Origin of the sequence: Providencia sp. R33 (genome assembly GCF_019343475.1) — a bacterium.
Lineage (GTDB): Bacteria > Pseudomonadota > Gammaproteobacteria > Enterobacterales > Enterobacteriaceae > Providencia.
In genome coordinates, this window is sequence record NZ_CP072453.1 from 943,563 (window position 1) to 968,072 (window position 24,510).

24 protein-coding genes are annotated in these 24,510 nt (G+C 42.3%); 18 read left to right on the top strand and 6 right to left on the bottom strand.

The features are described 5' to 3' along the window. Window positions 1–6 precede the first annotated feature (6 nt). The 10 genes from pdxB (at window position 7) to J6836_RS04410 (ending at window position 9,863) form a co-directional block, all read left to right on the top strand. Complete coding sequence (pdxB, locus tag J6836_RS04365) at window positions 7–1,143, top strand: 4-phosphoerythronate dehydrogenase PdxB (protein ID WP_219247164.1); 1,137 nt, start codon at window positions 7–9, stop codon at window positions 1,141–1,143. Window positions 1,144–1,222: 79 nt separating this feature from the next. Further along, on the top strand, window positions 1,223–2,233 hold the full coding sequence (locus J6836_RS04370) for an aspartate-semialdehyde dehydrogenase (RefSeq protein WP_219247166.1): 1,011 nt from the start codon (window positions 1,223–1,225) through the stop codon (window positions 2,231–2,233). Continuing rightward, window positions 2,233–3,048 carry a tRNA pseudouridine(38-40) synthase TruA gene (gene truA, locus J6836_RS04375; protein WP_219247168.1) on the top strand — a complete coding sequence of 272 codons (816 nt, stop codon included), beginning with the start codon at window positions 2,233–2,235 and terminating at the stop codon, window positions 3,046–3,048. Before J6836_RS04370 ends, truA begins: the two co-directional genes overlap by 1 nt. A gap of 65 nt (window positions 3,049–3,113) precedes the next feature. Next, the gene (locus J6836_RS04380) at window positions 3,114–3,800 is read left to right on the top strand and encodes a DedA family protein (protein WP_206082378.1); all 687 of its coding nucleotides are present in this window, start codon (window positions 3,114–3,116) and stop codon (window positions 3,798–3,800) included. Window positions 3,801–3,904: 104 nt separating this feature from the next. Continuing rightward, window positions 3,905–4,876 carry an acetyl-CoA carboxylase, carboxyltransferase subunit beta gene (accD, locus tag J6836_RS04385; RefSeq protein ID WP_219247170.1) on the top strand — a complete coding sequence of 324 codons (972 nt, stop codon included), beginning with the start codon at window positions 3,905–3,907 and terminating at the stop codon, window positions 4,874–4,876. Then, entirely contained in the window at window positions 4,866–6,155 is a 1,290-nt protein-coding gene (gene folC / locus J6836_RS04390; protein ID WP_219247172.1) for a bifunctional tetrahydrofolate synthase/dihydrofolate synthase, read from the top strand. The genes accD and folC overlap by 11 nt, the downstream gene beginning before the upstream one ends. Before the next feature lie 5 nt (window positions 6,156–6,160). After that, window positions 6,161–6,808 (top strand): cell division protein DedD, encoded by a 648-nt coding sequence (dedD, locus tag J6836_RS04395; protein ID WP_219247174.1) that lies wholly within the window; start codon window positions 6,161–6,163, stop codon window positions 6,806–6,808. 178 nt (window positions 6,809–6,986) lie between these two features. After that, window positions 6,987–7,490 (top strand): colicin V production protein, encoded by a 504-nt coding sequence (gene cvpA, locus J6836_RS04400; RefSeq protein ID WP_206082374.1) that lies wholly within the window; start codon window positions 6,987–6,989, stop codon window positions 7,488–7,490. A gap of 14 nt (window positions 7,491–7,504) precedes the next feature. Further along, a complete protein-coding gene (purF, locus tag J6836_RS04405; protein WP_219247176.1) occupies window positions 7,505–9,022 on the top strand; it encodes an amidophosphoribosyltransferase in 1,518 nt (505 codons plus the stop codon). 268 nt (window positions 9,023–9,290) lie between these two features. Continuing rightward, entirely contained in the window at window positions 9,291–9,863 is a 573-nt protein-coding gene (locus J6836_RS04410) for a UbiX family flavin prenyltransferase (RefSeq protein ID WP_219247177.1), read from the top strand. Window positions 9,864–9,876: 13 nt separating this feature from the next. Here the strand turns inward: J6836_RS04410 and J6836_RS04415 are convergent, their stop codons facing one another. The 3 genes from J6836_RS04415 to J6836_RS04425 all read right to left on the bottom strand — a co-directional run bounded on the left by J6836_RS04415 (window position 9,877) and on the right by J6836_RS04425 (window position 12,489). After that, window positions 9,877–10,917, bottom strand: coding sequence for a hypothetical protein (locus J6836_RS04415; RefSeq protein ID WP_219247179.1), 1,041 nt, complete (start codon window positions 10,915–10,917; stop codon window positions 9,877–9,879). Window positions 10,918–11,000: 83 nt separating this feature from the next. Then, on the bottom strand, window positions 11,001–11,393 hold the full coding sequence (locus J6836_RS04420) for a hypothetical protein (RefSeq protein WP_219247181.1): 393 nt from the start codon (window positions 11,391–11,393) through the stop codon (window positions 11,001–11,003). A gap of 187 nt (window positions 11,394–11,580) precedes the next feature. Beyond that, entirely contained in the window at window positions 11,581–12,489 is a 909-nt protein-coding gene (locus J6836_RS04425) for a TIGR01777 family oxidoreductase (protein WP_219247183.1), read from the bottom strand. Between the two features lie 542 nt (window positions 12,490–13,031). Between J6836_RS04425 and yfcD the strand changes: the two genes are divergently transcribed. The 4 genes from yfcD (at window position 13,032) to J6836_RS04445 (ending at window position 16,702) form a co-directional block, all read left to right on the top strand. After that, complete coding sequence (yfcD, locus tag J6836_RS04430; protein WP_219247185.1) at window positions 13,032–13,574, top strand: NUDIX hydrolase YfcD; 543 nt, start codon at window positions 13,032–13,034, stop codon at window positions 13,572–13,574. A gap of 237 nt (window positions 13,575–13,811) precedes the next feature. Beyond that, a complete protein-coding gene (locus tag J6836_RS04435) occupies window positions 13,812–15,047 on the top strand; it encodes a M24 family metallopeptidase (protein WP_219247188.1) in 1,236 nt (411 codons plus the stop codon). Window positions 15,048–15,065: 18 nt separating this feature from the next. After that, complete coding sequence (locus J6836_RS04440; protein WP_219247190.1) at window positions 15,066–15,263, top strand: DUF3311 domain-containing protein; 198 nt, start codon at window positions 15,066–15,068, stop codon at window positions 15,261–15,263. After that, a complete protein-coding gene (locus J6836_RS04445; RefSeq protein WP_219247192.1) occupies window positions 15,260–16,702 on the top strand; it encodes a sodium:solute symporter family protein in 1,443 nt (480 codons plus the stop codon). Before J6836_RS04440 ends, J6836_RS04445 begins: the two co-directional genes overlap by 4 nt. Window positions 16,703–16,760: 58 nt before the next feature. Here J6836_RS04445 and J6836_RS04450 read toward each other — a convergent pair whose 3' ends face one another. Further along, entirely contained in the window at window positions 16,761–17,231 is a 471-nt protein-coding gene (locus J6836_RS04450) for a DMT family transporter (RefSeq protein WP_219247194.1), read from the bottom strand. A 103-nt stretch (window positions 17,232–17,334) separates the two neighbouring features. On the opposite strand from J6836_RS04450, the gene J6836_RS04455 reads away from it, so the two are divergent. Continuing rightward, window positions 17,335–18,231, top strand: a complete 897-nt coding sequence (locus tag J6836_RS04455; protein WP_219247196.1) for a LysR family transcriptional regulator — start codon at window positions 17,335–17,337, stop codon at window positions 18,229–18,231. A gap of 50 nt (window positions 18,232–18,281) precedes the next feature. Here the strand turns inward: J6836_RS04455 and pta are convergent, their stop codons facing one another. Together pta and ackA are read right to left on the bottom strand one after the other, a co-directional pair. Beyond that, a complete protein-coding gene (pta, locus tag J6836_RS04460) occupies window positions 18,282–20,411 on the bottom strand; it encodes a phosphate acetyltransferase (protein WP_219249369.1) in 2,130 nt (709 codons plus the stop codon). Between the two features lie 87 nt (window positions 20,412–20,498). Further along, complete coding sequence (gene ackA / locus J6836_RS04465) at window positions 20,499–21,701, bottom strand: acetate kinase (protein ID WP_219247197.1); 1,203 nt, start codon at window positions 21,699–21,701, stop codon at window positions 20,499–20,501. Window positions 21,702–22,299: 598 nt separating this feature from the next. Between ackA and yfbV the strand changes: the two genes are divergently transcribed. From yfbV to J6836_RS04480, 3 genes are all read left to right on the top strand, one after another. Beyond that, window positions 22,300–22,755, top strand: coding sequence for a terminus macrodomain insulation protein YfbV (gene yfbV / locus J6836_RS04470; RefSeq protein ID WP_219247199.1), 456 nt, complete (start codon window positions 22,300–22,302; stop codon window positions 22,753–22,755). 150 nt (window positions 22,756–22,905) lie between these two features. Further along, entirely contained in the window at window positions 22,906–23,400 is a 495-nt protein-coding gene (locus tag J6836_RS04475) for a YfbU family protein (protein ID WP_219249371.1), read from the top strand. A 335-nt stretch (window positions 23,401–23,735) separates the two neighbouring features. After that, window positions 23,736–24,425: a sugar phosphatase gene (locus J6836_RS04480; RefSeq protein WP_219247201.1), complete on the top strand. Its 690-nt coding sequence runs from the start codon at window positions 23,736–23,738 to the stop codon at window positions 24,423–24,425. Window positions 24,426–24,510 lie beyond the last annotated feature (85 nt).

Genomic DNA, 24,510 nt, shown 5'->3' on the forward strand with positions numbered 1-24,510 from the left:
CACAGCGTGAAAATTTTAGTTGATGAAAATATGCCTTATGCTCAGGCACTGTTTAGTGAGCTAGGCGATGTTAAAGCCGTACCGGGACGCCCGATCCCTGAACAAGAACTCATTGATGCAGATGCATTAATGGTTCGTTCCATCACCAAAGTCAATGAATCACTTCTGAATAATACGCCTGTTAAATTTGTCGGCACTGCGACTGCGGGGTTTGATCACGTGGATACGGCGTGGTTATCCAGCGCCAATATTGGTTTTTCTTCTGCGCCAGGCTGCAATGCGATTGCGGTGGTGGAATACGTGTTTTCCGCTTTATTACTGCTTGCGCAGCGCGATAACTTTGATTTACGAGATAAAACGGTTGGGATCATTGGTGTTGGCAATGTGGGTGGCCGTTTAGCTACACGCTTAAATGCATGGGGTGTGAAAACGGTTTTATGCGATCCGCCACGTGCTGCAAAAGGTGAAAAAGGGCCATTTGTGGCTTTTGATGAGCTGCTTGCTCAGGCGGATGTGTTGACTTTCCATACCCCACTGAATATGGCAGGGGAAAACCAAACTTTCCATTTGATGGACAAAACACGCTTAGAAAACTTGCGTGATGGCACTATTTTAATCAATGCTAGCCGTGGTGAGGTTATTGATAATCAAGCATTATTGTCAGTGCTTCAGAAAGAAAAGAAAATAAGTGTCGTGTTGGATGTTTGGGAACCAGAACCTGACTTAAATACCGACTTGCTCCGTTTGGTCGATATCGGTACGCCACACATTGCAGGATATACCTTAGAGGGCAAAGCACGAGGAACGACGCAAGTTTATGAAGCTTACTGTCAGTTTCTCGGCAAATCGGCGCACGTTTCCCTCTCATCGCTATTGCCAAAACCCGATATCAGTGAATTGACTTTCAATGGTAAATTAACGCAAAACCAGCTCAAAAGGTTAGTGCATCTAGTGTATGATGTGCGCCATGATGATGCCACATTAAGAGCTGTTGCAGGAATCAAAGGTGAATTTGATAAACTGCGTAAAAATTACCAAGAGCGCCGTGAGTGGTCATCCTTGAATGTGATTTGTGATGACGCACAAACGGCTACTTTGCTCACAGAGCTTGGTTTTAAGGCGCGCTTAATTCACGCATCATAGATTTTAGTAATATGAACATCCAATTAAATGACTTCAATTATTGAGGTCATTTAATTTTTTATTTTTTAGAGGAATAGCCATGACTGAAGGTTGGAATGTTGCAGTATTGGGTGCAACCGGTGCTGTGGGTGAAGCGATAATTTCACTGTTACAAGAAAGAGAATTCCCAGTCGGTGAGCTGTATTTACTGGCCAGCGAACGCAGTGCGGGAGAGAGCGTGCGTGTTAATGGCAAAAGTATTCAAGTTATTGATGCCAAAGACTTCGATTGGTCACAAGCTCAAATGGCCTTTTTCGCGGCAGGTGAAGCGGCTTCGCTACAATATGCAGAGTCCGCAGCACAAGATGGCTGCATCGTGATTGATACTAGCGGCGTATTTGCCCAAGAACCTGATGTGCCATTAATTGTGCCGAGTGTGAACCCACAAGTATTAGCTGATTACCGTAACCGTAATATTATTTCATTAGCAGATAGCGCAGTTAGCCAGTTATTAACAGCAATTAAGCCGTTAGTGGATGCTGCAGGTTTAGGCCGTATCACATTAACCAATATGTTGTCTGTTTCTAGCTATGGTAAAGCCGCAGTTGACGAATTGGCGGGGCAAAGTGCTCGTTTATTAAACGGTATTCCCGCAGAAGAAGGGCGTTTTAGTAAACAATTAGCCTTCAACATGTTGCCATTATTGGCGGACATGGATGGCAGTGTGTCGCATGAACGTCGCTTAGTTGAACAGGTGCGTAAAGTATTGCAGGACGACGGTTTACCTGTCGCCGTTAGTTTTATTCAATCCCCTGTTTTCTATGGTAATGCGCAAGTTGTCCATTTAGAAACGCTACGCCCAATCAGTGCAGAAGAAGCGAACGATGAATTTGAACGTTTTGACGATATTCAGGTCTCAGAAGAGGGTGATTATCCAACGCAAGTGACTGAAGCATCGGGTAATGACCAGCTTAGTATTGGCTGTGTGCGTAATGACTATGGTATTCCTGAAATTTTACAGTTCTGGTCAGTTGCGGATAACGTACGTTTCGGTGGTGCATTAATGGCGGTTGAAACGGCAGAAAAACTGGCTCAGGAGCTGTTTTACTGATGTCCGAGTCAACAAAGTTGCATCGTATCGCGTTAGGTATTGAATACAACGGCAGCCGGTATTTTGGTTGGCAACGCCAACAAGAAGTAAAAAGTATACAAGGCTGCCTTGAGGAAGCCTTGTCGAAAATTGCCGCTGAGCCGATTGGCGTGTTTTGCGCGGGTCGAACAGACGCAGGCGTTCACGCAACGGGGCAAGTGGTGCATTTTGAAACTTCGGCTGAACGCAAAGAAGCGGCTTGGACGATGGGGGCGAACACCCATTTACCGCCAGATATTGCGGTACGTTGGTGCCAACCTGTAAATGATGAGTTTCATGCACGCTTTAGTGCAACGGCGCGCCGCTATCGCTATGTGATTTTTAATCATCGTTATCGGCCCGCTATTTTATCCAGTGGTGTGACCCATTTTCATTATCCACTGGATGAAAAACGAATGCACGACGCGGCACAGGCACTGATTGGAGAGCGTGATTTCACCTCATTCAGAGCAGTCCAGTGTCAGTCTAGAACACCTTGGCGTAATGTAATGCACGTCAATGTGAGCCGCCACGGGAACTATGTGGTGGTGGATATTAAAGCAAATGCGTTTGTACACCATATGGTGAGAAACATTGTTGGTAGTTTGCTGGAGATTGGCTGTGGCAATCAAGAGATTGATTGGATGGCTCATCTTCTTGAATTAAAAGACCGAACTAAGGCTGCCGCCACGGCAAAAGCGGAAGGGCTTTATTTGGTCAGTGTGGATTATCCAGAGAAATTTGCGCTCCCAAGTAATGTCATGGGGCCACTTTTTCTTGACGATGAACTGATGTAAATCGACGTTAACTTTATCTCATAATTACTGCAAATAGCACGGATGCTATTATTAATGAGGATTATATGGAATTTATCAGTTTTATTATCGACTTTATTTTACATATCGATGTGCACCTCGCTGAACTGGTCAGAGATTATGGCACGTGGGTATATGGTATTCTGTTCCTGATCCTATTTTGTGAAACAGGGTTAGTGGTCACACCATTTTTGCCGGGGGATTCGTTATTATTTGTCGCGGGCGCCATTTCGTCCTTAGACAGTAATGAACTCAACGTGCATTTAATGGTAGCGTTAATGATTACAGCGGCAATTATTGGTGATGCGGTAAACTATACGATTGGGCGTATTTTTGGGGAAAGATTATTTAAAAATCCAGATTCAAAGATTTTTCGTCGAGTCTATTTAGACAAAACCCATGCATTTTATGAAAAACACGGCGGTAAAGCGATTATACTGGCGCGTTTCGTGCCGATAGTCAGAACTTTTGCACCTTTCGTTGCAGGAATGGGCAAAATGTCTTATCGTCACTTTGCATTTTATAATGTGACGGGCGCATTTATTTGGGTATTATTATTCACTTATGCAGGGTATTTCTTCGGTGAATTACCGTTCGTACAAAAGAATTTGAAATTACTGATAGTCGCGATTATCTTTGTTTCAATTCTGCCGGGTGTGGTTGAAATTATTCGCCATCGCCGAATTGCAGCAAAAGAAAAGCGTGCGGCAGCGCAAAAAATCGATAACCACTAAGTGGTTTAAAAAGTTTTTATCTACAGTGAGATATCATTGTGGTTTAATGGCAAAAAATTACATACTGGTGATAACCAGAGTGAATCAGACAAAAAGGTCCATTAATGAGCTGGATTGAAAAAATTTTAAAGAAAGGTAACTTGACCCAATCTCACAAAGCCAACATCCCAGAAGGGGTTTGGACTAAATGCGATAGTTGCGGACAAGTTTTATACGGTGCTGAATTAGAACGCAATTTATCTGTGTGTCCAAAATGTGACCACCATATGCGTATCCATGCCCGTCAGCGCTTAGAAACTTTCCTTGATGAAAATTCTACGACAGAACTCGGTAGTGAACTTGAGCCAAAAGATATTCTCAAGTTCAAAGACTCAAAAAAATACAAAGACCGCATTACGGCAGCACAGAAAGAAACAGGCGAAAAAGATGCAATGATCGTGATGAAAGGAACCTTAAAAGGGATGCCTGTCGTCGCTGCTGCGTTTGAATTTGCTTTTATGGGTGGTTCAATGGCCTCCGTCGTGGGTGCGCGTTTTGTCCGTGCGGTAGAGCAAGCACTGGAAGATAACTGCCCACTGGTATGTTTTTCATCAAGTGGCGGCGCACGTATGCAAGAAGCGTTGTTATCATTGATGCAAATGGCGAAAACCAGTGCTGCTTTAGCAAAAATGCAAGAGCGTGGTTTACCATACATTTCTGTGTTAACTGACCCAACCATGGGCGGTGTTTCAGCAAGTTTAGCCATGTTAGGTGATATCAACGTGGCAGAACCGAAAGCGCTGATCGGCTTCGCAGGCCCACGTGTTATCGAACAAACTGTGCGTGAAAAGCTGCCACAAGGCTTCCAGCGCAGTGAATTCTTACTGGAAAAAGGCGCCATCGACATGATCGTTCGTCGCCCTGAAATGCGTGATCGTCTGGCTGAAATTTTGGCGATGTTAACCAACAAACCAAGTTTCACTGAAACGCCAATCATTGTGGCAGAAACGGTAGAAATCGACCTGAATGCCATTGATGAGATCAATGCCGAAGAACCAGAAAAGGATTCTGCAAAGCATAAAAAAGATGATGAGTAATCTAATCATTCCTACAGCCAAGTCTCCTTTGGAGGCTTGGCTTTCTTATCTCACCGACCTGCATAGCCAAAATATCGATATGGGGTTGGAACGAGTCGGCCAAGTTGCTCGGCATATGAACCTGACGCAACCTGCTCCTAGAGTTATCACCGTTACAGGCACCAATGGAAAAGGCACCACTTGCCATACGCTGGAATCAATTTTGATGGCGGCGGGGCTAAAAGTGGGTGTTTACAGTTCTCCGCATTTAGTGCGTTACACCGAACGTGTGCGTATTCAAGGGCAAGAACTTACTGAGTCTGATTTCTGTGAAGCGTTTGCCACCATTGAAGCGCAGCGTGAAAATATTTCGCTCACTTACTTTGAATATGGCACGTTGGCTGCACTACAATTATTTAAGCAAGCTAAACTGGATATCGTTATCTTAGAAGTGGGCTTAGGTGGACGTTTAGATGCCACCAACGTGGTGGATGCCGATATTGCTGCCATTACCAGTATTGCGCTCGACCACACTGATTGGCTGGGGTCTGACCGTGAACATATTGGGCATGAAAAAGCGGGTATTTTTCGCCAAGGTCATTATGGCGTGGTGGGTGAGCCTGACATGCTGGACTCGATTGGGCAATATGCCGATAAAATTGGCACGATACTGTTTCGCCGTGGCGTCGATTGGCAATACAGCGAGCAATCAGCGAGTTGGTCTTGGCAAAGTTCACAACGTGAGTGGCATAATCTGCCATTACCGAATGTGCCATTAGCAAATGCAGCAACAGCGCTAGGTGTGATTAGCTGCTTACTGCAAATAGATGCGGATATTGCAAAAAAAGTCACGGATGCTGCTATTCATCAAGGTTTGAAATCAGCCCAATTACCAGGGCGCTTCCAAATTATTGGTGAGAAGCCGTTAATGATTTTGGATGTGGCGCATAACCCTCACGCAGCCGGGTATTTAGTGAGTAAATTAGCTGGCTTACCTGCGGTTGAAGGTCGTCATATTCGTGCTGTAGTCGGAATGCTTGGCGATAAAGACATTAAAGGCACCCTTGAGTGTTTATCGCAGGCGGTGACGGATTGGTATCTTGCCCCATTGACTGAATTTAGGGGGGCAGATGTGGCACAATTGAGCCAACATGTCGCTAAGGCCAATGTATTTGATTGTGTGGAAAAAGCGTGGCAGCAAGCCTGTGTTGATGCGCAAGAACAAGACGTGATTGTGGTTTGTGGGTCATTCCACACCGTCGCTCATGTCATGATGTTATTAGAAAACCAAAAAGGATAGTGCTGGTGGCTAGTAAATTTCAAAATCGTCTTGCTGGTGTCATTGTTCTGGTTGCCGCAGGGGTTATCGTACTTCCTGCGCTTCTTGATGGCGATAAGAAATATAATGAAAATGAATTTGCGGCCATTCCTATTATCCCGAAGCCGGGTGACGAAGAAGATATCGAAGCGATTGCACCGATAGCGCCTAATGCTGCAAGTGCTCCTTCGGAAGGGGCCTCTGAGGCTATGTTATCAGAGGCAATTACCCAGCAGCAAAATGAACAAGTGGCGGCAAACGTCCCTGCAACAGTTGAGCCAATCAAACCTGAGCCGAAGCCAGAACCCAAACCAGAACCTAAGCCGGAACCAAAACCACAGCCGAAACCTGAACTCAAGCCTGAACCGAAGCCAGAGGTTAAACCTGAGCCGCAAGGCAAAGCGTTTGTTGTTCAAGTTATTGCATTGAACAATGCCAGCAAGGTTGAGGAGATTGTGGCGAAGTTGCGGTTATCGGGTTACCAAGTGTATACCGTTCCAGCGAAGCCCGTGAACAATAAACTCACGCGTATTTATGTTGGACCAGAAGCATCAAGGCAGAAGCTAGAAGCCGCTCTTCCTGAACTTAACGCGATTACAGGAACAAAAGGGATAATTCAAACATTTAAACCCTAATAAATAGACACAATAATCCCTAAAAGGTAAGGGGATTTAGTAACTTACTGCGGCGATTATGATTTTTTCTTTTCGCCGTTATTTTTTGTAAATTGATAGAAAAATGGTTACGCAAACGTTTTCGTTTTCTGTTAGAATGCACTTCGCTGATGTCGTGAGTGCAAATTTTGGATGAAATATGGTCTGGATAGATTACGCAATTATCGCCATTATTGGCTTCTCGGCACTGGTTAGCTTGATCCGTGGTTTTGTTCGTGAGGCACTATCACTGGTGACATGGGGCTGTGCTTTTTTTGTCGCAAGTACATTTTACCCTTATTTAGCGGACTATTTTACCCGCTTTGAGGACGTACTAGTGCGAAATGGCATCGCAATCGCCGCATTATTTATTGCCACATTAATTGTGGGCGCGGTGGTAAATTATGTGATTAGCTCTTTAGTGCAAAAAACCGGGTTATCAGGCACAGATCGTGTTCTGGGGATTTGCTTCGGTGCACTGCGTGGTGTGTTGATTGTATCGGCCTTGTTGTTCTTTCTCGATACCTTTACACCGCTTCCTCAAAGTGAGGATTGGCAGCGTTCAGAGTTTATTCCACAGTTCAGTCATATTATCAGGTGGTTTTTTGACTACCTGCAAAATGCGTCAAGTTTCCTACCGGAGAACATTTCTCCGTCTGGCTGATGAGGAAAGACCAAATGTGCGGTATTGTCGGGATCGCTGGTGTTACACCAGTTAACCAATCAATTTATGATGCTTTAACAGTGCTTCAGCACCGTGGGCAAGATGCAGCAGGTATTGCCACCATTGATGGCAAAAATAATATTCGTTTACGTAAAGCTAATGGCCTTGTGAAGGATGTGTTTGAAACTCGCCATATGCTTCGATTACAAGGCTGCATGGGGTTAGGGCATGTTCGTTACCCAACCGCAGGCAGTTCCAGTGCTTCAGAAGCGCAGCCTTTTTACGTGAACTCACCGTTTGGTATCACACTTGCTCATAATGGTAATCTGACAAACGCACATGAACTCACACGGAGTTTATTTGAAACCGCGCGTCGTCATGTTAATACGACCTCGGATTCTGAAATTTTACTCAATGTGTTGGCATATGAGCTGGACAGATTCGATCATTTCCCTCTTGAGCCAGACAACGTCTTTAGCGCAGTCGCTGCGATGCACAAAAAATTGCGTGGCGCTTACGCATGTGTGGCACTGATTATCGGCCATGGCATGTTAGCATTTCGCGACCCACATGGTATTCGACCATTAGTATTAGGCCGCCGTATCACCGAAAATGGTGAACATGAGTACATGGTGGCTTCTGAAAGTGTTGCGCTTGATACACTCGGCTTTGAATTTTTACGTGATGTTGCTCCAGGCGAAGCGGTATATGTCACAGAAAAAGGCCAATTATTCACACGCCAATGCTCTGACAACCCACAATTGACGCCATGTATTTTTGAATACGTCTATTTTGCTCGCCAAGATTCCTTTATCGACAAAGTATCGGTGTATAACGCAAGGTTGCGTATGGGGCAAAAACTCGGTGCGAAAATTGCGCGTGAGTGGGAAGATCTTAACATCGATGTGGTGATCCCAATCCCTGAAACCTCTTGCGATATTGCTTTAGAAATCGCCCATATCCTGAATAAACCATACCGCCAAGGTTTTGTTAAAAACCGTTATGTCGGGCGTACGTTTATCATGCCAGGTCAACAAGAGCGTCGTAAATCGGTGCGCCGTAAACTGAATGCAAACCGCGCAGAGTTTCGCGATAAGAATGTGTTATTAATCGATGACTCTATTGTGCGCGGCACAACCTCTGAGCAAATTGTTGAATTAGCGCGTGAAGCGGGTGCGAAGAATGTCTATTTTGCTTCAGCAGCGCCGGAAGTTCGCTTCCCGAACGTGTATGGTATTGATATGCCAAATGCGAACGAGTTGATTGCTCATGGCCGTGAAGTGGATGAAATTCGCAAATTAATTGGTGCAGATGGGTTAATTTTCCAAGATTTAACGGATTTAGTGGCAGCCGTTCAAGAAGAGAATCCAGAGATCACCGAATTTGAATGCTCAGTATTCGACGGTATTTACGTCACCAAAGACATTGACCAAAGTTATTTAGATTATCTGGAAAACTTGCGCAAAGACGACGAACTGAAGTTGAAAGATAAGAGTGAAGTTGAGGATTTGGAAATCTACAACGAAGGCTAAAATTTTCGTCATAGTTTGAGTTACAGCGTTGTTGGCTTCATTCAGCTACCCAAGTCACATACTTTTGTATGCTCCTTGGGATAGCTTCTTTGCCGCCTAGCTGTAACTTAAACTATCTAGAAAATTCATTCTGTAGAGGCTACAAAATGAATAATTTAAGGTATTCGTTAAGTAACGCCCTAGGAATATTGATTATTCGGATAGACGCCAACAACCGCACGTAATTTAGTATATAATCTTCAGAAATTACCGTGGATTGGGCAGAGAAATGAAAAAGCTGATTATTGGGTTAACTGGAGCGAGTGGGGCGGTTTATGGCGTCAGGTTGCTTGAGGTACTGAAACCTGTTGAACAGGTTGAAACCCATTTAGTGATGAGCGCCGCTGCCCGCCAAACGCTAGCGCTAGAAACCCAGTATAGCGTTAAAGATGTGCAGCAACTTGCTGACCATAACTACGATAGCCGCGATATTGCGGCGGCCATTTCATCAGGTTCATTTCGCACCGCAGGCATGGTGATTATGCCGTGTACCATGAAAACCCTTTCTGGCATTGTTCACAGCTATACCGACACCTTAGTGACAAGAGCGGCGGATGTTGTACTCAAAGAAGGCAAGAAATTAGTCCTTGGAGTACGTGAAACGCCATTACATGTTGGGCATTTGAAATTAATGGTGCAAGCTGCCGAAATGGGCGCCGTGATTATGCCGCCCATGCCAGCGTTTTATCATCAACCACAAACTATCCAAGATATTGTTAATCAAACGGTGAACCGTGTTCTTGACCAATTTGATATTGAACTTGAGCAGGATTTATTTAATCGTTGGCAAGGTACCAAATAAATTAAGACAGTATTTATACTTGGTTATTAAGTGTTTTTGAGCCAAACATAACACTAGGGTCAGTGTTAAGATCAAAATCATCCATAGAAATATTGGGTGCGACAGGGTAAATATTGCCTTTTTTATCAATGAAAATGTCCCCATCCATTTTTTTCAATAGTGCGAGGTTATTTTGAATAACCTGATGAAGGATCGGGGTAACAATGTTCGATGAATAGATGGTCTTTTTCATATCATTCTTTGATTTAGTGTAATGAAATGCCAATGTCACAAGGTGATTTTTCTTGTCAAAATGGCGGTGTACAATGCGATAGTTTTTGTTTTTTAACATCAAATTTTTGAATGATTTTCTTTTGAATAGTACCTCAAAGTTATCTAATGCAAGTAATTTGTTTGTTTTTAAATTACTATCAAAAACCTTTTTTGTATTATATTTATCTGAATTTTGGGCTGTTCTATTAAGTTTAACAAATGAAAGTTGATAATTAGAGTCGCTGTCTTTTATAAATTCATATTCCTGATGTTTATCCATAAAATTTTTTAGGAAGCAAGCGAATTCATCGAAGTTATTAGATTTGTAAATGCCTTCATTGGGGTCAAAAAATTGATAGGTTTCACTTTTTGTATTTTTCTTAATATTTATTGCACAAGCATGGTTTGGGCTTAAAATAATGTGATTTTGGTTTTTATCTGTTTTAATGAAATTTATAAAATCATCTAATTTTGTTATCCTTGTACTCTTATCTTGTATTTTTATATTAGTTGTTAGATTTTGTTGCTTATTTAGGTCTGTCCATTGTTTTTCTATTTTTCCCTGAGTGGATGTTTGCATTAAATCTAATAAGCTATTAATTTTCTTTTGATTCGATTTGGTATCAGTGGCCGATTCAACAAAACGATACGTTTCTTTTATTGTATCATTTTCTAGGCTTGAATTTTCATTTAATGTATGTGTTTTTTTTGCACATTTTCTGTTTTCTGAAATTATGGGCACCATAGTTATTTTTAGCATTCTATCGTTTTCGTGTTCACACCCTTTAAGGTTTTCATTCAAAGCTAAGTCTATTAATTTAAAAAAATTTTTTTCTTCAAGGATAGGTGAGGATAATGGAATAGGTAGGGCTAAATTACAATTGTTTACGGATTCACATTGTAATTTTTGTATATCAAATATTTCCTTGAGAAGTTTGTTTCCCTGTTTAATGATATGTTTTTTTCTGTGTAATTCTTATAGTCTGAAACAGAGGTCATCGCTGAATTACTGTATTTTTTTTGTATTACCGTGTTGTTAGTTTTGACATTATCTAAGTATCTATTGTAAATATTAATATATTCTTGCTCTAAATCTTTATCACTATAGTGTAAGAATTTGACAGATGCGCCATAACAAAAACCGGTGAAAGGTTCTTTTGAGTTTGAAATCTTTAGGATGTTCTCTTTGAAAAACTGAGAATCATCGGTTTCTAAAAAATTTAAAAATTTTGATTGATAAAAGGGTGTTCTATTTAATGAATTTATTTCGACAGGCATTATGGCATCCTTAATTTATCTAACGAATAGATACCATACTTATGTTTTCAATTTGTATCTTTCAAATCTCAATGATTTTGTATTTACTATATGCAATATATATGCATGATTTCACAAAATATTTGTATAGGATTCTGTAAAAACCATCTCGCCTAGAGATATGAGTATATTAGGAGCATTAAAAGGGCTAGCTTTCCTTGGCAACCAATAAGTCTTCTAACGCAATTTTTAACTCGATAAATTCGAATTCAAACCCAGCTTCTTCTAAACGCTTAGGTATGGCTTGCTGACCACCTAATACTAAAGCCGCGGATTCACCTAAAATAGTTTTTATCACAAACGCAGGCGTGCGGATAAAAGAAGGGCGGTTGAGTACATCCCCTAAAATAGCGGTGAATTGATCATTATGCACAGGATAAGGCGCAGTTATATTGAACGGGCCTGAAAGCGTTGGGGTAGTCAGTAAAAAGTAAATCGCATTGACCATATCGTTGATATGTATCCATGGCATGTACTGTTTGCCGTGACCGATTGGGCCACCAGCACCCATTTTGAAAATAGGTAGGATTTTACCTAATACACCGCCATTGGGGGATAAGACAAGGCCTGTACGTAATAAACACACGCGAGTTTTGTCGGACGCGGCATTTTCAGCAAGGGCTTCCCAATGTTGAGCAAGTTGATGGGTAAATTCGTCGTGGGGTTGTTCGTCTTCAGTGACAACAACTTGCCCTTGGTCACCATAGTAACCAACCGCAGAGCCAGATAAAAATACAGAAGGGGGAGTATCACTCGCAGTAATAAGTTCAGCGAGTCGCTGGGTAATTTTCCAACGGCTATCACAAAGGTGTTTTTTTTGCTCATCCGTCCAGCGTTTTTCAGCAATAGGTTCGCCAGCTAAATTAATAACGGCATTAAAGCCGTTAAGATCATTGACATCATTTAACGTTGTCCAACACTCGACAGCTTTACAAAAGTGGCTATACACTTTTTGTGGCGAACGGCTTAATACAGTGACCTGATGATCAAGGGCGATTAATTTTTGAACCAGAGGGGTGCCGATTAACCCTGTTCCGCCTGTTATGAGTATTTTCATTGCCATCCCCGTCATATTTCAAACCGCAGCGTTGTTGTCTGCACTCAATACCTTAAGTCACATACTTGTGTATGCTCCTCATCCCCGTCATATTTCAAGCCGCAGCGTTGTTGTCTGCACTCAGTTACCTTAGTCACATACTTGTGTATGCTCCTAAGGATGCCTTCGTTTGACGCCTAGCTGCAATTTGAACTATTTAGGGGATTGTTATTCAAGCCGCAGCGTTGTTGTCTGCCCTAGTTGCCTAGCTACTATCTCATTAAGATCAAGTCATCACGCTAATACAATGTTTCCATAGGTTTTATGATTTAACTATAGCATCTGTGAGCACAAATTGTGTGATTTGCCTACGTTATCGCAAAAAAGACAAAAGCTCTATGAGCTATGTGATAAGAAGTGTTTATTTGTGATAGCAACCAAGTGAAAATTGGGCTAGGATCGACGACTAAGTGCGAGTAAAAGCCCGTTGTATTGTCTGACATGTCGTGGCAATCAATCTATGGCATAAGCTATTTTTAGCTTAATTATAAAAGGTTTACAGGATGGAACAACAAACCGAAGTCGTTGAATGGGTCGATATTGTCGATGAGGATAATAGCGTTATTGCTCAGGCAACCCGCAGCCAAATGCGCGCTGAAAATTTACGGCATCGTGCGACGTATATTGTTGTGCATGATGGGATGGGGAAAATCTTAGTCCAACGACGTACTGACATTAAAGATTTCCACCCTGGTTTTCTCGATGCCACCGCAGGTGGTGTTGTTACCCAAGGTGAAAATATTCTGGACTCCGCAAAACGTGAAGCGGAAGAAGAGTTGGGGATCGCTGGCGTACCATTCGCAGAGCATGGTCATTTTTATTTCGAAGATGAGCATTGCCGCGTGTGGGGTGGGTTATTTAGCTGTGTTAGTCATGGTCCATTTGCGCTGCAAGAGTCTGAAGTAGCAGAGGTGAGCTGGTTAACACCAAAAGAAATCAGCGCTCGTTGTGATGAATTCACCCCAGACTCACTAAAAGCGCTCTCGTTATGGCTGACGCGCAATAATGAGTCCGAAAAAGCCATCACTTGTGCTGAAAACCCATAACCACTCAGATTTAAATCGTAAAAGGACTATTTTCTGTAGTCCTTTTAATTTTTTCATCAAAATTCAAATCTCTAGCAAGGTTAATTTTTGACTAATATATAACTATTAGTTATATCCTACTTGCACCTTACACGATGTATTCATTTCAACTCTCGATATAATAAGCGAACTTATTATTTCGCTTGTCATATTGTGAAATTATTTAGCGATACAGAACGACGGATTGAGAAAATAACAATGACAATTCAAAAAACAGAGTCACTTTTAAAACAACAGCACCTTGAAAACGTAACAAATAAAGCACGTGAAATTATGGCGCGTGAGGGGATTGAAGCGCTAATTGCTACAGTTGGGGATAATTTTTATCACTTAACAGGCTTTGCGAGCTTCTTTATGTATACCTTTAGGCAAACAGGCTCAGCGATTGCCGTGATTTTCCGTGACCCCGCCGTGAAATCACTGGTGATCATGAATGAGTTTGAAGCGGCAAATTTAAGCTTGGAAATGCCAAACGCTCAAATTAAAACTTTCCCAATCTGGGTGGATGTTGACGATCCTTATAACCCAGATAACGGCAAAGTGGTAAAAGCAAGGCCGATAAATAGCCCAATTGAAACCATTTTTAACTTATTAAAGGACGCTTTATCTGAGGCGGGTGTGTATGGCAAGCCAGTTGCGATTGAGCTTAACCAAATTACCTACACAGGTAAAAATTGGTTAGACAAAGTCATTCCAGAACTAAACTTAGTTGATTCTTCACCACTTTTTAATGAATTACGCATGATAAAAAGTGAATGGGAAATCAATCATTTGAGAAAATCAGCTCAAATTACTGAGGCAGGCATTAAAGCTGCAAGTCAACTTATTCGTGTTGGTTGTACATCAGCAGAATTAACCGCCGCTTTTAAAGCCAAAGTCATGTCTTTTCCTGAAACCAATTACAGTCGTTTTCACTTAATTTCAGTGGGAAGTGATTTTTCCCCAAAAATGTTGCCAGACAATGTACCAGCAAAAGAAGGGGACTTAATTAAGTTTGACTGCGGTGTGGATGTGGCGGGATACGGTGCAGATATTGCACGTACTTTTGTGGTGGGTAAACCGAATGATAAAGTCAATGCGATTTACCAAACCATATTAAAAGGCCATCAATATATGTTAAGCCGCATTGCATCAGGGGTGGCGTTAAGTGATGTATTCAATGAAACGATGGCATTAATTCGTTCATCAGGTTTACCACACTATAACCGTGGACATCTGGGACATGGTGACGGTGTATTTGTTGGTTTAGAAGAAGCGCCTTTTGTCAGTGCAGCAACCACTGAAGTGTTTCGTGCAGGAATGGTCATGAGCTTGGAAACGCCTTATTACGGTATTGGCGTGGGCGGTATTATGATTGAAGATATGTTACTGATTACAGAAGATGGCGTTGAAATGTTAAGTCATTTGCCTCGTGAATTGGTGTCTCTTAAATAATAAAAATAAGGACTTTTTATGAGATGGTATCACTACCTCGTTATTTTCCCGATCTTGGCGTTAACCGTCGGGATCTATTATGCCAATGAAGTTGAACCCTTTGTCATGGGGCTGCCTTTTTTGATGTTTTGGATTGTGGCATGGGTGATTGTGACAGCACTCGTCATGTTATTAATTAATGTGTTAGACAGTAAAAATCTTAAGGAAACTTCATGAGCTCCGCATTAATTATTATTGCCGTTTTTTTCCTTTTCAGTGTTTATTTGGCGATTAGAGCCAAAAAAGGAAAAACTATGGACCACGAAGGGTGGTCAGTGGGCGGGCGAAGTTACGGGGCGCTACTCGTTTTCCTACTTAGTGCAGGGGAAATCTACACTACCTTTACCTTCCTCGGCGGGAGCGGTTGGGCATACGGTAAAGGGCCTGCCATCCTCTATACCTTAGCGGTTAATGCCTTTATGGGGATCTTTTTGTATTGGGTGCATCCGCGTGTTTGGCGGTTTGCAAAAGATAATGATGTCAGAACTATTTCTGAATTATTTACTAAGAAATATAACAGTCAAGGGCTTGGGTTATTAATTAGCTTAATTTCCATTGCGGCGATGGTGCCTTTATTTGTGCTCCAATTGAAAGGCCTTGGCATTATTGTTTCACAAGCGTCTTATGGGGCTATTCCTGCGGATATGGCCATTTGGATTGGGATTATCGCAGTCACGTTGTTTGTGATGATTTCGGGTATTCATGGGTCAGCTTGGACATCTGCTCTGAAAGATTTAATGATCTTAATTGTCGTGGTATTTATTGGGATTTATATTCCGCTACATTATTACGGTAGCTTTGGCGATATGTTTAAAGCGATTGATACCGCCATGCCAAGCTTTTTAACCTTCCCAAAAACAGGGCTGAATATTCCTTGGTATATTTCCACAATATTCCTATCTGTTGTAGCGTATTTCTGTTGGCCTCACTATATGGCGGCGGTATTTACGGCAAAAGATGAAAAATCCCTCAAGCGAAATAGTATTTTAATTCCTGCGTACAGCTTGATTATGCTATTTGCCTTTTTTGTCGGTTATGCGGCGATATTACAAATTCCACACCTTGAAGGCTCTGCTGTGGATTTATCACTGTTTGAAATTTCGAAAGAAACCTTTTCACCTGTTGTCGTTGGTTTTATCGGTGCGGCAGGGATGCTAACGGCGTTAGTACCGGGTTCTATGTTACTGTTAACGACCTCAAATATGTTAGCGGGTGTGGTACAAAAAGCGGTAGGTGCGAGTGAAGAAAAACGCCAGTCCGGCGTGTATGCACGCTATATGGTGCCGTTAGTTGCACTGGTGAGCTTGTACTTTATTTTCCACAGTAATGACACGTTAGTGGCAATAATGTTGCTCGGTGTGAATATTGTGGCGCAATTTTTCCCTGCGTTATTGATGAGTTTTAAACAACATAACCCGATGACATCGGCGGGCGCAATTTGTGGTATTGCAGCAGGGGTATTATTCCTTGCAGTTACTTATATTGAAAAAATATCCTTAGCGCAGCTCTTCCCATGGTTAGGGGAAGGCTTAAGCTTTATGAATATTGGTATTGCTGCATTTATTCTGAATATTATTGTTGCCGTGGTTGTTTCGTTATTGACCAGAAGAAAATAATATTAGGATATTTCATTAAATAAAATACCCGCAATTTTTGCGGGTATTTTTGTGTGCATTATTTACGTGCCATTTGAACACAGAACACGCCTGTCACCACTAAACCGATGCCCAGTATCTTTCCGAGTGGAATTGGGTTTTGTGGCATACCAAACCACCCAAAGTGCTCTATCAAAGCTGAAATCATTAATTGACCTGCAATCACCATCACAAAGAAAGTCGTGCTACCAATTTTTGGCACCAAAATAAGAGCAGAAGTGAGGTAAAGCATGCCCGCAATTCCCCCAAACCAAATCCAAAGGGGTTGATGAAACAATTCAGCGCTAAAATTAGGTTTTGGGACCTTAAAAACAAAGAGTAATGGGATCAGGACAATTATGCTAATCACCAGTGAAACGGCACTGGCCCATAGTGGATGGCCTAAGTGGCGGGCTAATACTGCATTGCTTGCTGCTTGGATAGGGACAACAACCCCAGCAAACAGCGCCACTAATGCTAAAAATATCCCAGATAATGAAAGTGTAGACATATCAACCTCAGTGTTAACAGGGGATCATTATTGATTTAAGATAAGATTAACGAGCAGGGGATTAATTGGGAAATGAACAATTTTATAAGGTACTATTCGCCAAATGAATAACTTAAGAAGATTAGATTTAAATCAATTGGTTACCTTGCTAATTTTATTGCGGGAACGCCATGTCAGCCGTGCGGCACAAGCCCTTCATAAAAGTCAGCCTGCGGTTAGCCATGCACTGAATCAGCTGCGTGAGCTATTTCAAGACCCTCTGTTGGTACGGCAGAAAGGGCAATACCAATTAACCAGTAAAGCGGAAGCACTATATACACCGTTATTGAAAGCACTGGAGCAGTTGGATTACTTGATTGCTCAACAAAATTTTCAACCTGCTTTGTGCCATCAACGGTTTAATCTTGCATTGTCTGATTATGGTGCAGCCATTATTGCTCAACCATTGACGCGTTTTCTGCGCGAGCAAGCACCTGATGTCGATTTAAACATTTGGCATTGTAGCCGAGAAGAAATGCAAAATAAGTTATTAGAAGGAAGTTTAGATCTGGCGTTTGGGGTCTTTAATTCACTTGATAACACGCTTCGTGCCCAATCGATTTTCCAAGATAAAATGGTGAGTCTGGCCGATAAGTCAATTTGCCCAGCGGGAACAATGACGTTGGACGAATGGTTGTCACACCCTCATATTGCTGTGAGTATGAAACCGTTTGACACCAATGAAGTTGATGCGCAGCTAAAACGGTTAAATCAGCAAAGACGTGTGGCAGTGACAGTACCTTATTGGCAAGTTGCACCACAACTTATTGCAGGTACTGACCTTATCTTAACAGCGGCACAAAAAGGTTTTCCGCCAGAGATGAATCAACATTGTGTGATATTTGAGCCACCCGTAAAGGTTGCACCATTGGATTTTCAAATGATTTGGCATGAACGCAGTGATACGGATAACGCACTGAATTGGTTAAGAGCAACTATCATTAATTTATTCGCACAATAAAAAATGCCAGCCAATGAAGCTGGCTGGCATTTATCGCAATAATAAATGAATTATGCGTTTTCGTTCTGTACCGCTTGGATTGCAGTTAACGCAACGGTATAAACGATATCGTCAACTAATGCTCCACGAGACAAGTCATTGACAGGTTTGCGCATACCTTGCAGCATTGGGCCGATTGACACGAGGTCAGCGGAACGTTGTACTGCTTTATAGGTGGTGTTACCCGTGTTCAGGTCTGGGAAGATAAACACGGTTGCTTTACCAGCAACTGGGGAGTTAGGCGCTTTTGATTTCGCCACGTCAGCCATTACCGCCGCATCATACTGCAATGGACCATCAATCATCAGGTCTGGGCGTTTTTCTTGCGCTAAACGGGTTGCTTCACGCACTTTTTCAACATCACTACCTGCGCCTGAATCACCGGTTGAGTAGGAGATCATTGCAACGCGTGGGTCGATACCAAAGGCTTTTGCAGAATCCGCAGATTGAATAGCGATTTCAGATAATTGCTCTGCTGTTGGGTCTGGATTGATTGCACAGTCGCCATAAACAAAGACTTGTTCAGGTAACAGCATAAAGAATACTGAAGAAACCAGTGAGCTACCCGGCGCCGTTTTGATCAACTGAAGCGGTGGACGGATAGTGTTTGCAGTAGTGTGTACTGCACCTGAAACTAAGCCATCAACTTCGCCTTTTTCGAGCATTAATGTGCCCAGAACTACGTTGTCTTCTAGTTGTTCACGAGCAACAACTTCGGTCATGCCTTTGCTTTTACGTAGTTCAACAAGGCGTGCAACGTATTCTTCGCGGACTTTGATTGGGTCAACGATTTCAATACCTGTGCCTAATTCAATACCTTGTGCAGCGGCAACACGGCGGATATCTTCAGGGTTACCTAACAGAACGCATGTTGCGATCCCACGCTCAGCACAGATAGAGGCGGCTTTAACGGTACGAGGCTCATCACCTTCAGGCAGAACGATACGTTTGCCCGCTTTACGTGCTAATTCAGTTAATTGATAACGGAACGCTGGTGGCGATAAACGATTTGGACGCTCAGAGTCAGCAACTAAAGATTCAATCCAGTCGCTGCTAATGTGGCGAGCCACATAGTTTTGAATTTTCTCGATACGCTCATGGTCATCCGCTGGCACTTCTAAGCTGAAACTTTGCAGGTTCAGGGAGGTCTGCCATGTGTTGCTTTTCACCATGAAGACTGGCAAACCAGTTTCGAACGCTTGTTCGCATAATTGACGAATTGGCGCATCGATGTTGTAGCCACCTGTTAACAGAACCGCACCAATTTCAACGCCGTTCATCGCGGCTAATGATGCTGAAACCAGCACATCAGGGCGGTCTGCTGAAGTTACTAACAGTGAACCTGGGCGGAAGTGCTCAAGCATATGTGGGATGCTACGTGCACAGAAAGTGACAGATTTAACACGACGTGTTTTGATCTCACCTTCGTTAACAATCTCTGCACCCAAGTGTTTTGCCATGTCGATTGCACGCGTAGCGATTAAATCGAAGTTCCATGGAATGGATGCCAGCACTGGCAGGTTCAGTGCAGAAAGTTGTTTCGGATCGAGGTTAGCCACTGTCGCTTTGGTTGAATCGTCAAAGATTTCAGACAGATCAGGGCGAGTACGGCCTTGTTCATCAACAGGAGCATTCACCTTATTAATGATAACACCGATAATATTCTTATTACGTTGGCCACCAAATTCGTTACGAACTAGCTCTAAACGCTCTTGCATTTGTGTAATTGAGCTATTGCCCGTCGCAGTGACAAAAACAATTTCAGCGCCTAATGTTTTGGCAATTTCATAGTTTAATGACTGAGCAAAAGAGTGTTTACGCGTTGGCACCAAACCTTCAATCAAAATCACTTCTGCATTTTTGGTGTGGTCATGGTAGCGAGCCACTATCTCTTCCATTAACACATCTTTTTTAGACGAGGTCAGCAGTGATTCAACATATTCCATCGTCAACGGTTCAACAATGGTGGTAATACTTGAATGGGAACGCAGGACTTCAGTGGTTTGGTCTTTATTGCCAGAGATACGGGGCTGTGCGATAGGTTTGAAAACGCTTAATTGAACACCTTTTTGTTCCATTGAGCGAACGACACCTAGGCTAACGCTAGTTAAGCCAACGCTGGTGCCGGTAGGTATTAACATAATTGTACGGGACACGGGAACCTCTTTATTTCGGTTACTCTAATGACAAAACGATACCGCCAGCATTGTGCTGGCGGTAGACGTTTTTTATGCGGTTAAACGCGCAGTATCTTGAGCGATAACCAACTCTTCATTGGTTGCGATAACCATTGCCGGGCGGCTGTTATCGGTAGTGATTAAACCTTCTTTACCGAAGCGTGCCGCTAAGTTACGTTCGTGGTCATATTCGAAACCAAGAATAGCCAATTTCTTCAGGGTAATTTCACGAACTTGCGCTGAGTTTTCACCAATACCGCCGGTGAAGATGATAGCATCAAGACGGCCTTCCATCAGTGCGCTGTATGCACCAACGTATTTAGCTAAACGGTGGCAGAAAACATCCATTGCACGCGTTGCATCTTCTTTTGTGCCATAGTTGTCTTCAACATAGCGACAATCACTTGTTACGCCTGTTAAGCCTAATAATCCAGATTCTTTGGTCAGCATTTTGTTGATTTGGTCAACACTCATACCTAAAGAGTCATGTAAATGGAAAATAATCGCAGGGTCGATATCGCCACTACGTGTTCCCATGACTAAACCTTCTAATGGCGTTAAGCCCATAGAAGTGTCAACGCATTTACCATTAACAATTGCAGTGACAGAACCGCCATTGCCTAAATGGCAAGTGATGACGTTTAATTCTTCAACTGGTTTGTTGAGTTTTTTCGCCGCTTCACGAGAAACATAGTAATGACTTGTGCCATGTGCGCCATAACGACGGATACTATGTTCTGAATAGAGTTCGTATGGCAGGGCATACAGATAGGCTTCTTGTGGCATTGTCTGATGGAACGCAGTGTCAAATACAGCGACGTTTTTGTTGATCAGATGAGGGAACGATTTTCTTGCCTCTTCAATACCAATCAGGTGAGCAGGGTTATGCAGTGGAGCAAATGGGATTGCCGCTTCAATGCCTTCAATCACTTCATCAGTGATTAAAACAGAAGAGGTGAATTTCTCGCCGCCGTGAACAATACGGTGACCGATTGATGTAATTTGCGCTGACAACTCAGGTTTTTCAGCAAGAATGGTGTTGACAATGAAATTCAATGCTTCGCTATGCGCCGCACCAGCACCTAAAGGAGCTTCCTTTTTAGCACCATCCATTTTCCATTTAATACGGGCTTCAGGGAGGTTGAAACACTCAGCTAAACCGGATAAAAATTCGTCACCATTAGTTGGATCGATGATGGCGAATTTCAGTGAGGAGCTACCGCAGTTTAGAACCAGTACCAGCTTACTTGACATGGAAATACCTATCGTTAATTGTTGTTGTGAAGCCTTTAAAAAACATGAAAAAGACTCAGATATAAAAATATGGCTCGCTAGAGCCTAGCGTATTTATGACCTGAAACATCATGATTAATATCATATTAAAGGCGAAAAAGTTAAAGATCTTGGTAATCTTCAAGGGCTTTATAACGCTATCGTTATTCTCTTGTGCAAAGTGCTATATAAAAGAAAACTTCGCATCTGGTGTTGAAATAACGACCAAAAACCCAATATATAACTGTTGTCTATCTTTTTATTAAAAGGATAGATAAAGCGATAAAATAACAAATTCAACAGCAATTCTAAATGTGGCAGATTCTACTAAAAATATTTTATATTTTATACGTTTTTTTTAAAAATAGGTCGTTTGATTGATTAAAATCATAAGTGTCGTATAAAGTGTAGTTATAGCACGAAGTTAGATATTTATCAGAATAGCTGATTTTAATTAGGGGCGCTAAACTTAAGGTAAATTCAATAAAATAATTTGTTTAACTTAAGTGTGCGTTCCTGCCCACAATGGCGTAAGCTTAATGACAGCTAGTCAGTTTTAGAAGTGCATAGGAAACGATTCATGAGTACATTGCAAAACACACCCCCCGGTTTTTTTAAACGCTTCAGATTAGGCAATCGCTATCTGAAAACTTTTCCTATGGAAAAAAAACTGTCACCTATTTTCCCTGAAATTCGGATTAATAAAGCCGTGCGTTTTGGTATTCGCTTTATGCCGCCGATTGCCATCTTCACATTAGCATGGCAAATCGCCTTAGGTGGGCAGCTTGGCCCTGCAATTGCAACGGCATTATTTGCCTGTAGTTTACCAATGCAAGGGTTATGGTGGTTAGGGAAACGTGCGTCAACACCTCTTCCATCTAGCTTGCTGAGCTGGTTTTACGAGATCCGCGACAAATTTACGGAGGCGGGAATTGCGATGGCACCTGTTGAACAACAGCCTGATTACATGGCGCTGGCTGACCTTCTTAAACGTGCATTTAACCAACTCGATCGCTCCTTTATGGAAGATGTTTAGCAAAAAATCACTGTGCAATTTTTATTAAAAGCTAGACTTAACAATAAGTAATACAAAAAGCGTGTTTAGATCAATAAAAGCGATGTTTTCACTGTCTTAGATGTAGGTTGAGTGCGAAGATAAGCCATACTTTTCTGTAGGAGAGCCATGATGGAAATGACTAACGCCCAACGCCTGATTTTATCGAATCAATATAAAATGATGACAATGTTAGACCCAGATAATGCAGAACGTTATCGCCGCCTGCAAACGATTATTGAACGTGGTTTTGGGTTACAAATGCGCGAGCTGGACAGAGATTTCGGTCATTTAAGTGAAGAAACTTGTCGTACAGTGATTGAAATTATGGAGATGTACCACGCGCTACAGGTCTCCTACAGTAATTTGCCTGAAAAACAAGATATTGATGGTCGCCGTGTGCAATTTTTAGGTTTTGATGCAGCAACGGAAGCTCGTTATTTAAGCTACGTGCGTTTCATGGTGAACACAGAAGGGCGTTATACCCATTTTGATAGCGGAACTCACGGCTTTAATTCGCAAACGCCAATGTGGGAGAAATATGTTCGGATGTTGTCGATTTGGCATGCGTGTCCGAGGCAGTATCACCTTTCCGCGGTGGAGATTTCTCAAATCTTTAACGCTTAGTTTTGCTCTTCATACTTCACCTTGTCGCGTTGTTGGCTACGTTCGGCTACTCGGGTCACATACTTGTGTATGTTCCCCGAGATATCCTCTCTTGCCGCCTAGCGACAAGGTGAATTATTTAGAGCAAATGGAATGAATAGGTATAAAATTTCAAATTCAAATTCAAATTCAAATTCAAATTCAAATTCAAATTCAAATCAATATTTCTTTCCTATTTTAACTCTCCAGTGCATTCAAATCTAAGTGATTAACGCAAATCTTGATTATTTTTGTTATTGAGGTTGCGCATTGGCGTCTGTTTAGCGTTAACTAAGAGATAGAATCGATTCAAGTAAATGAAAGGGGTAGACGTGAAATTAAAGGCAAAGGGTTTTCTATTTGATTTGGATGGAACACTGGCGGATTCGCTGGCGGTAGTTGAGCGTTGCTGGTGTAAATTTGGTGAGCGTATAGGGAAAAGCCCAGAAGAAATTATTAGCTTTATCCATGGGAAGCCTGCACTGACCAGCCTGCGCCATTTTTTGCCAGAGGCAAGTGATGAAGAAATTATGAATTATTTTCGCTGGCTCGAAAAAATGGAAAGTGAAGATGTTGAAGGGGTTGTCGCCTTACCGGGAGCCGTTGCCTTGCTAACACGCCTGAATGAGATTGGTGCTCCTTGGGCGATCGTGACCTCAGGGACTGTACCCATCGCACATGGACGCCAGCAAGCTGCGGGATTACCAGAGCCGAAACACTGGGTGACATTTGAAAAAGTGTCTAAAGGTAAGCCTGATCCAGAACCTTTTATGTTAGGGGCAAAAGCGCTTTCTCTACCTGAAAAATCCTGCATTGCCTTTGAAGATGCTCAAGCTGGCATTCATTCTGCACTTAGCGCAGGTTGCCAAGTGGTTGCAGTCCATGCGCCAGAGAGCTTACCCCGCCGTGATGAAATCGACGTAATTGTTAGTTCACTGGAGCAAATTTCCGTTATGGGACCTGACATTAATGGTGATTATGAACTTTTAGTGTCAAAATCGCTTTAATCGTGATCTAATCAAAGAAATTCTCCGTAAAACATGGTTAACTAAAGAAAATCTTTAGCAATGTTTTTTTTCGTCGAAAGGGGAT

Bases quoted from the DNA above. Each gene is read 5' to 3' on its own strand.
- yfbV (WP_219247199.1), top strand. From the start codon at position 22,300: ATGAGTACATTGCAAAACACACCCCCCGGTTTTTTTAAACGCTTCAGA.
- cvpA (WP_206082374.1), top strand. From the start codon at position 6,987: ATGGTCTGGATAGATTACGCAATTATCGCCATTATTGGCTTCTCGGCA.
- J6836_RS04475 (WP_219249371.1), top strand. From the start codon at position 22,906: ATGGAAATGACTAACGCCCAACGCCTGATTTTATCGAATCAATATAAA.
- J6836_RS04440 (WP_219247190.1), top strand. From the start codon at position 15,066: ATGAGATGGTATCACTACCTCGTTATTTTCCCGATCTTGGCGTTAACC.
- purF (WP_219247176.1), top strand. From the start codon at position 7,505: ATGTGCGGTATTGTCGGGATCGCTGGTGTTACACCAGTTAACCAATCA.
- yfcD (WP_219247185.1), top strand. From the start codon at position 13,032: ATGGAACAACAAACCGAAGTCGTTGAATGGGTCGATATTGTCGATGAG.
- J6836_RS04480 (WP_219247201.1), top strand. From the start codon at position 23,736: ATGAAAGGGGTAGACGTGAAATTAAAGGCAAAGGGTTTTCTATTTGAT.
- truA (WP_219247168.1), top strand. From the start codon at position 2,233: ATGTCCGAGTCAACAAAGTTGCATCGTATCGCGTTAGGTATTGAATAC.
- J6836_RS04455 (WP_219247196.1), top strand. From the start codon at position 17,335: ATGAATAACTTAAGAAGATTAGATTTAAATCAATTGGTTACCTTGCTA.
- J6836_RS04450 (WP_219247194.1), bottom strand. From the start codon at position 17,231: ATGTCTACACTTTCATTATCTGGGATATTTTTAGCATTAGTGGCGCTG.
- accD (WP_219247170.1), top strand. From the start codon at position 3,905: ATGAGCTGGATTGAAAAAATTTTAAAGAAAGGTAACTTGACCCAATCT.
- ackA (WP_219247197.1), bottom strand. From the start codon at position 21,701: ATGTCAAGTAAGCTGGTACTGGTTCTAAACTGCGGTAGCTCCTCACTG.
- J6836_RS04380 (WP_206082378.1), top strand. From the start codon at position 3,114: ATGGAATTTATCAGTTTTATTATCGACTTTATTTTACATATCGATGTG.
- J6836_RS04420 (WP_219247181.1), bottom strand. From the start codon at position 11,393: ATGCCTGTCGAAATAAATTCATTAAATAGAACACCCTTTTATCAATCA.
- J6836_RS04410 (WP_219247177.1), top strand. From the start codon at position 9,291: ATGAAAAAGCTGATTATTGGGTTAACTGGAGCGAGTGGGGCGGTTTAT.
- J6836_RS04435 (WP_219247188.1), top strand. From the start codon at position 13,812: ATGACAATTCAAAAAACAGAGTCACTTTTAAAACAACAGCACCTTGAA.
- J6836_RS04370 (WP_219247166.1), top strand. From the start codon at position 1,223: ATGACTGAAGGTTGGAATGTTGCAGTATTGGGTGCAACCGGTGCTGTG.
- J6836_RS04425 (WP_219247183.1), bottom strand. From the start codon at position 12,489: ATGAAAATACTCATAACAGGCGGAACAGGGTTAATCGGCACCCCTCTG.
- folC (WP_219247172.1), top strand. From the start codon at position 4,866: ATGATGAGTAATCTAATCATTCCTACAGCCAAGTCTCCTTTGGAGGCT.
- J6836_RS04445 (WP_219247192.1), top strand. From the start codon at position 15,260: ATGAGCTCCGCATTAATTATTATTGCCGTTTTTTTCCTTTTCAGTGTT.
- pta (WP_219249369.1), bottom strand. From the start codon at position 20,411: ATGTTAATACCTACCGGCACCAGCGTTGGCTTAACTAGCGTTAGCCTA.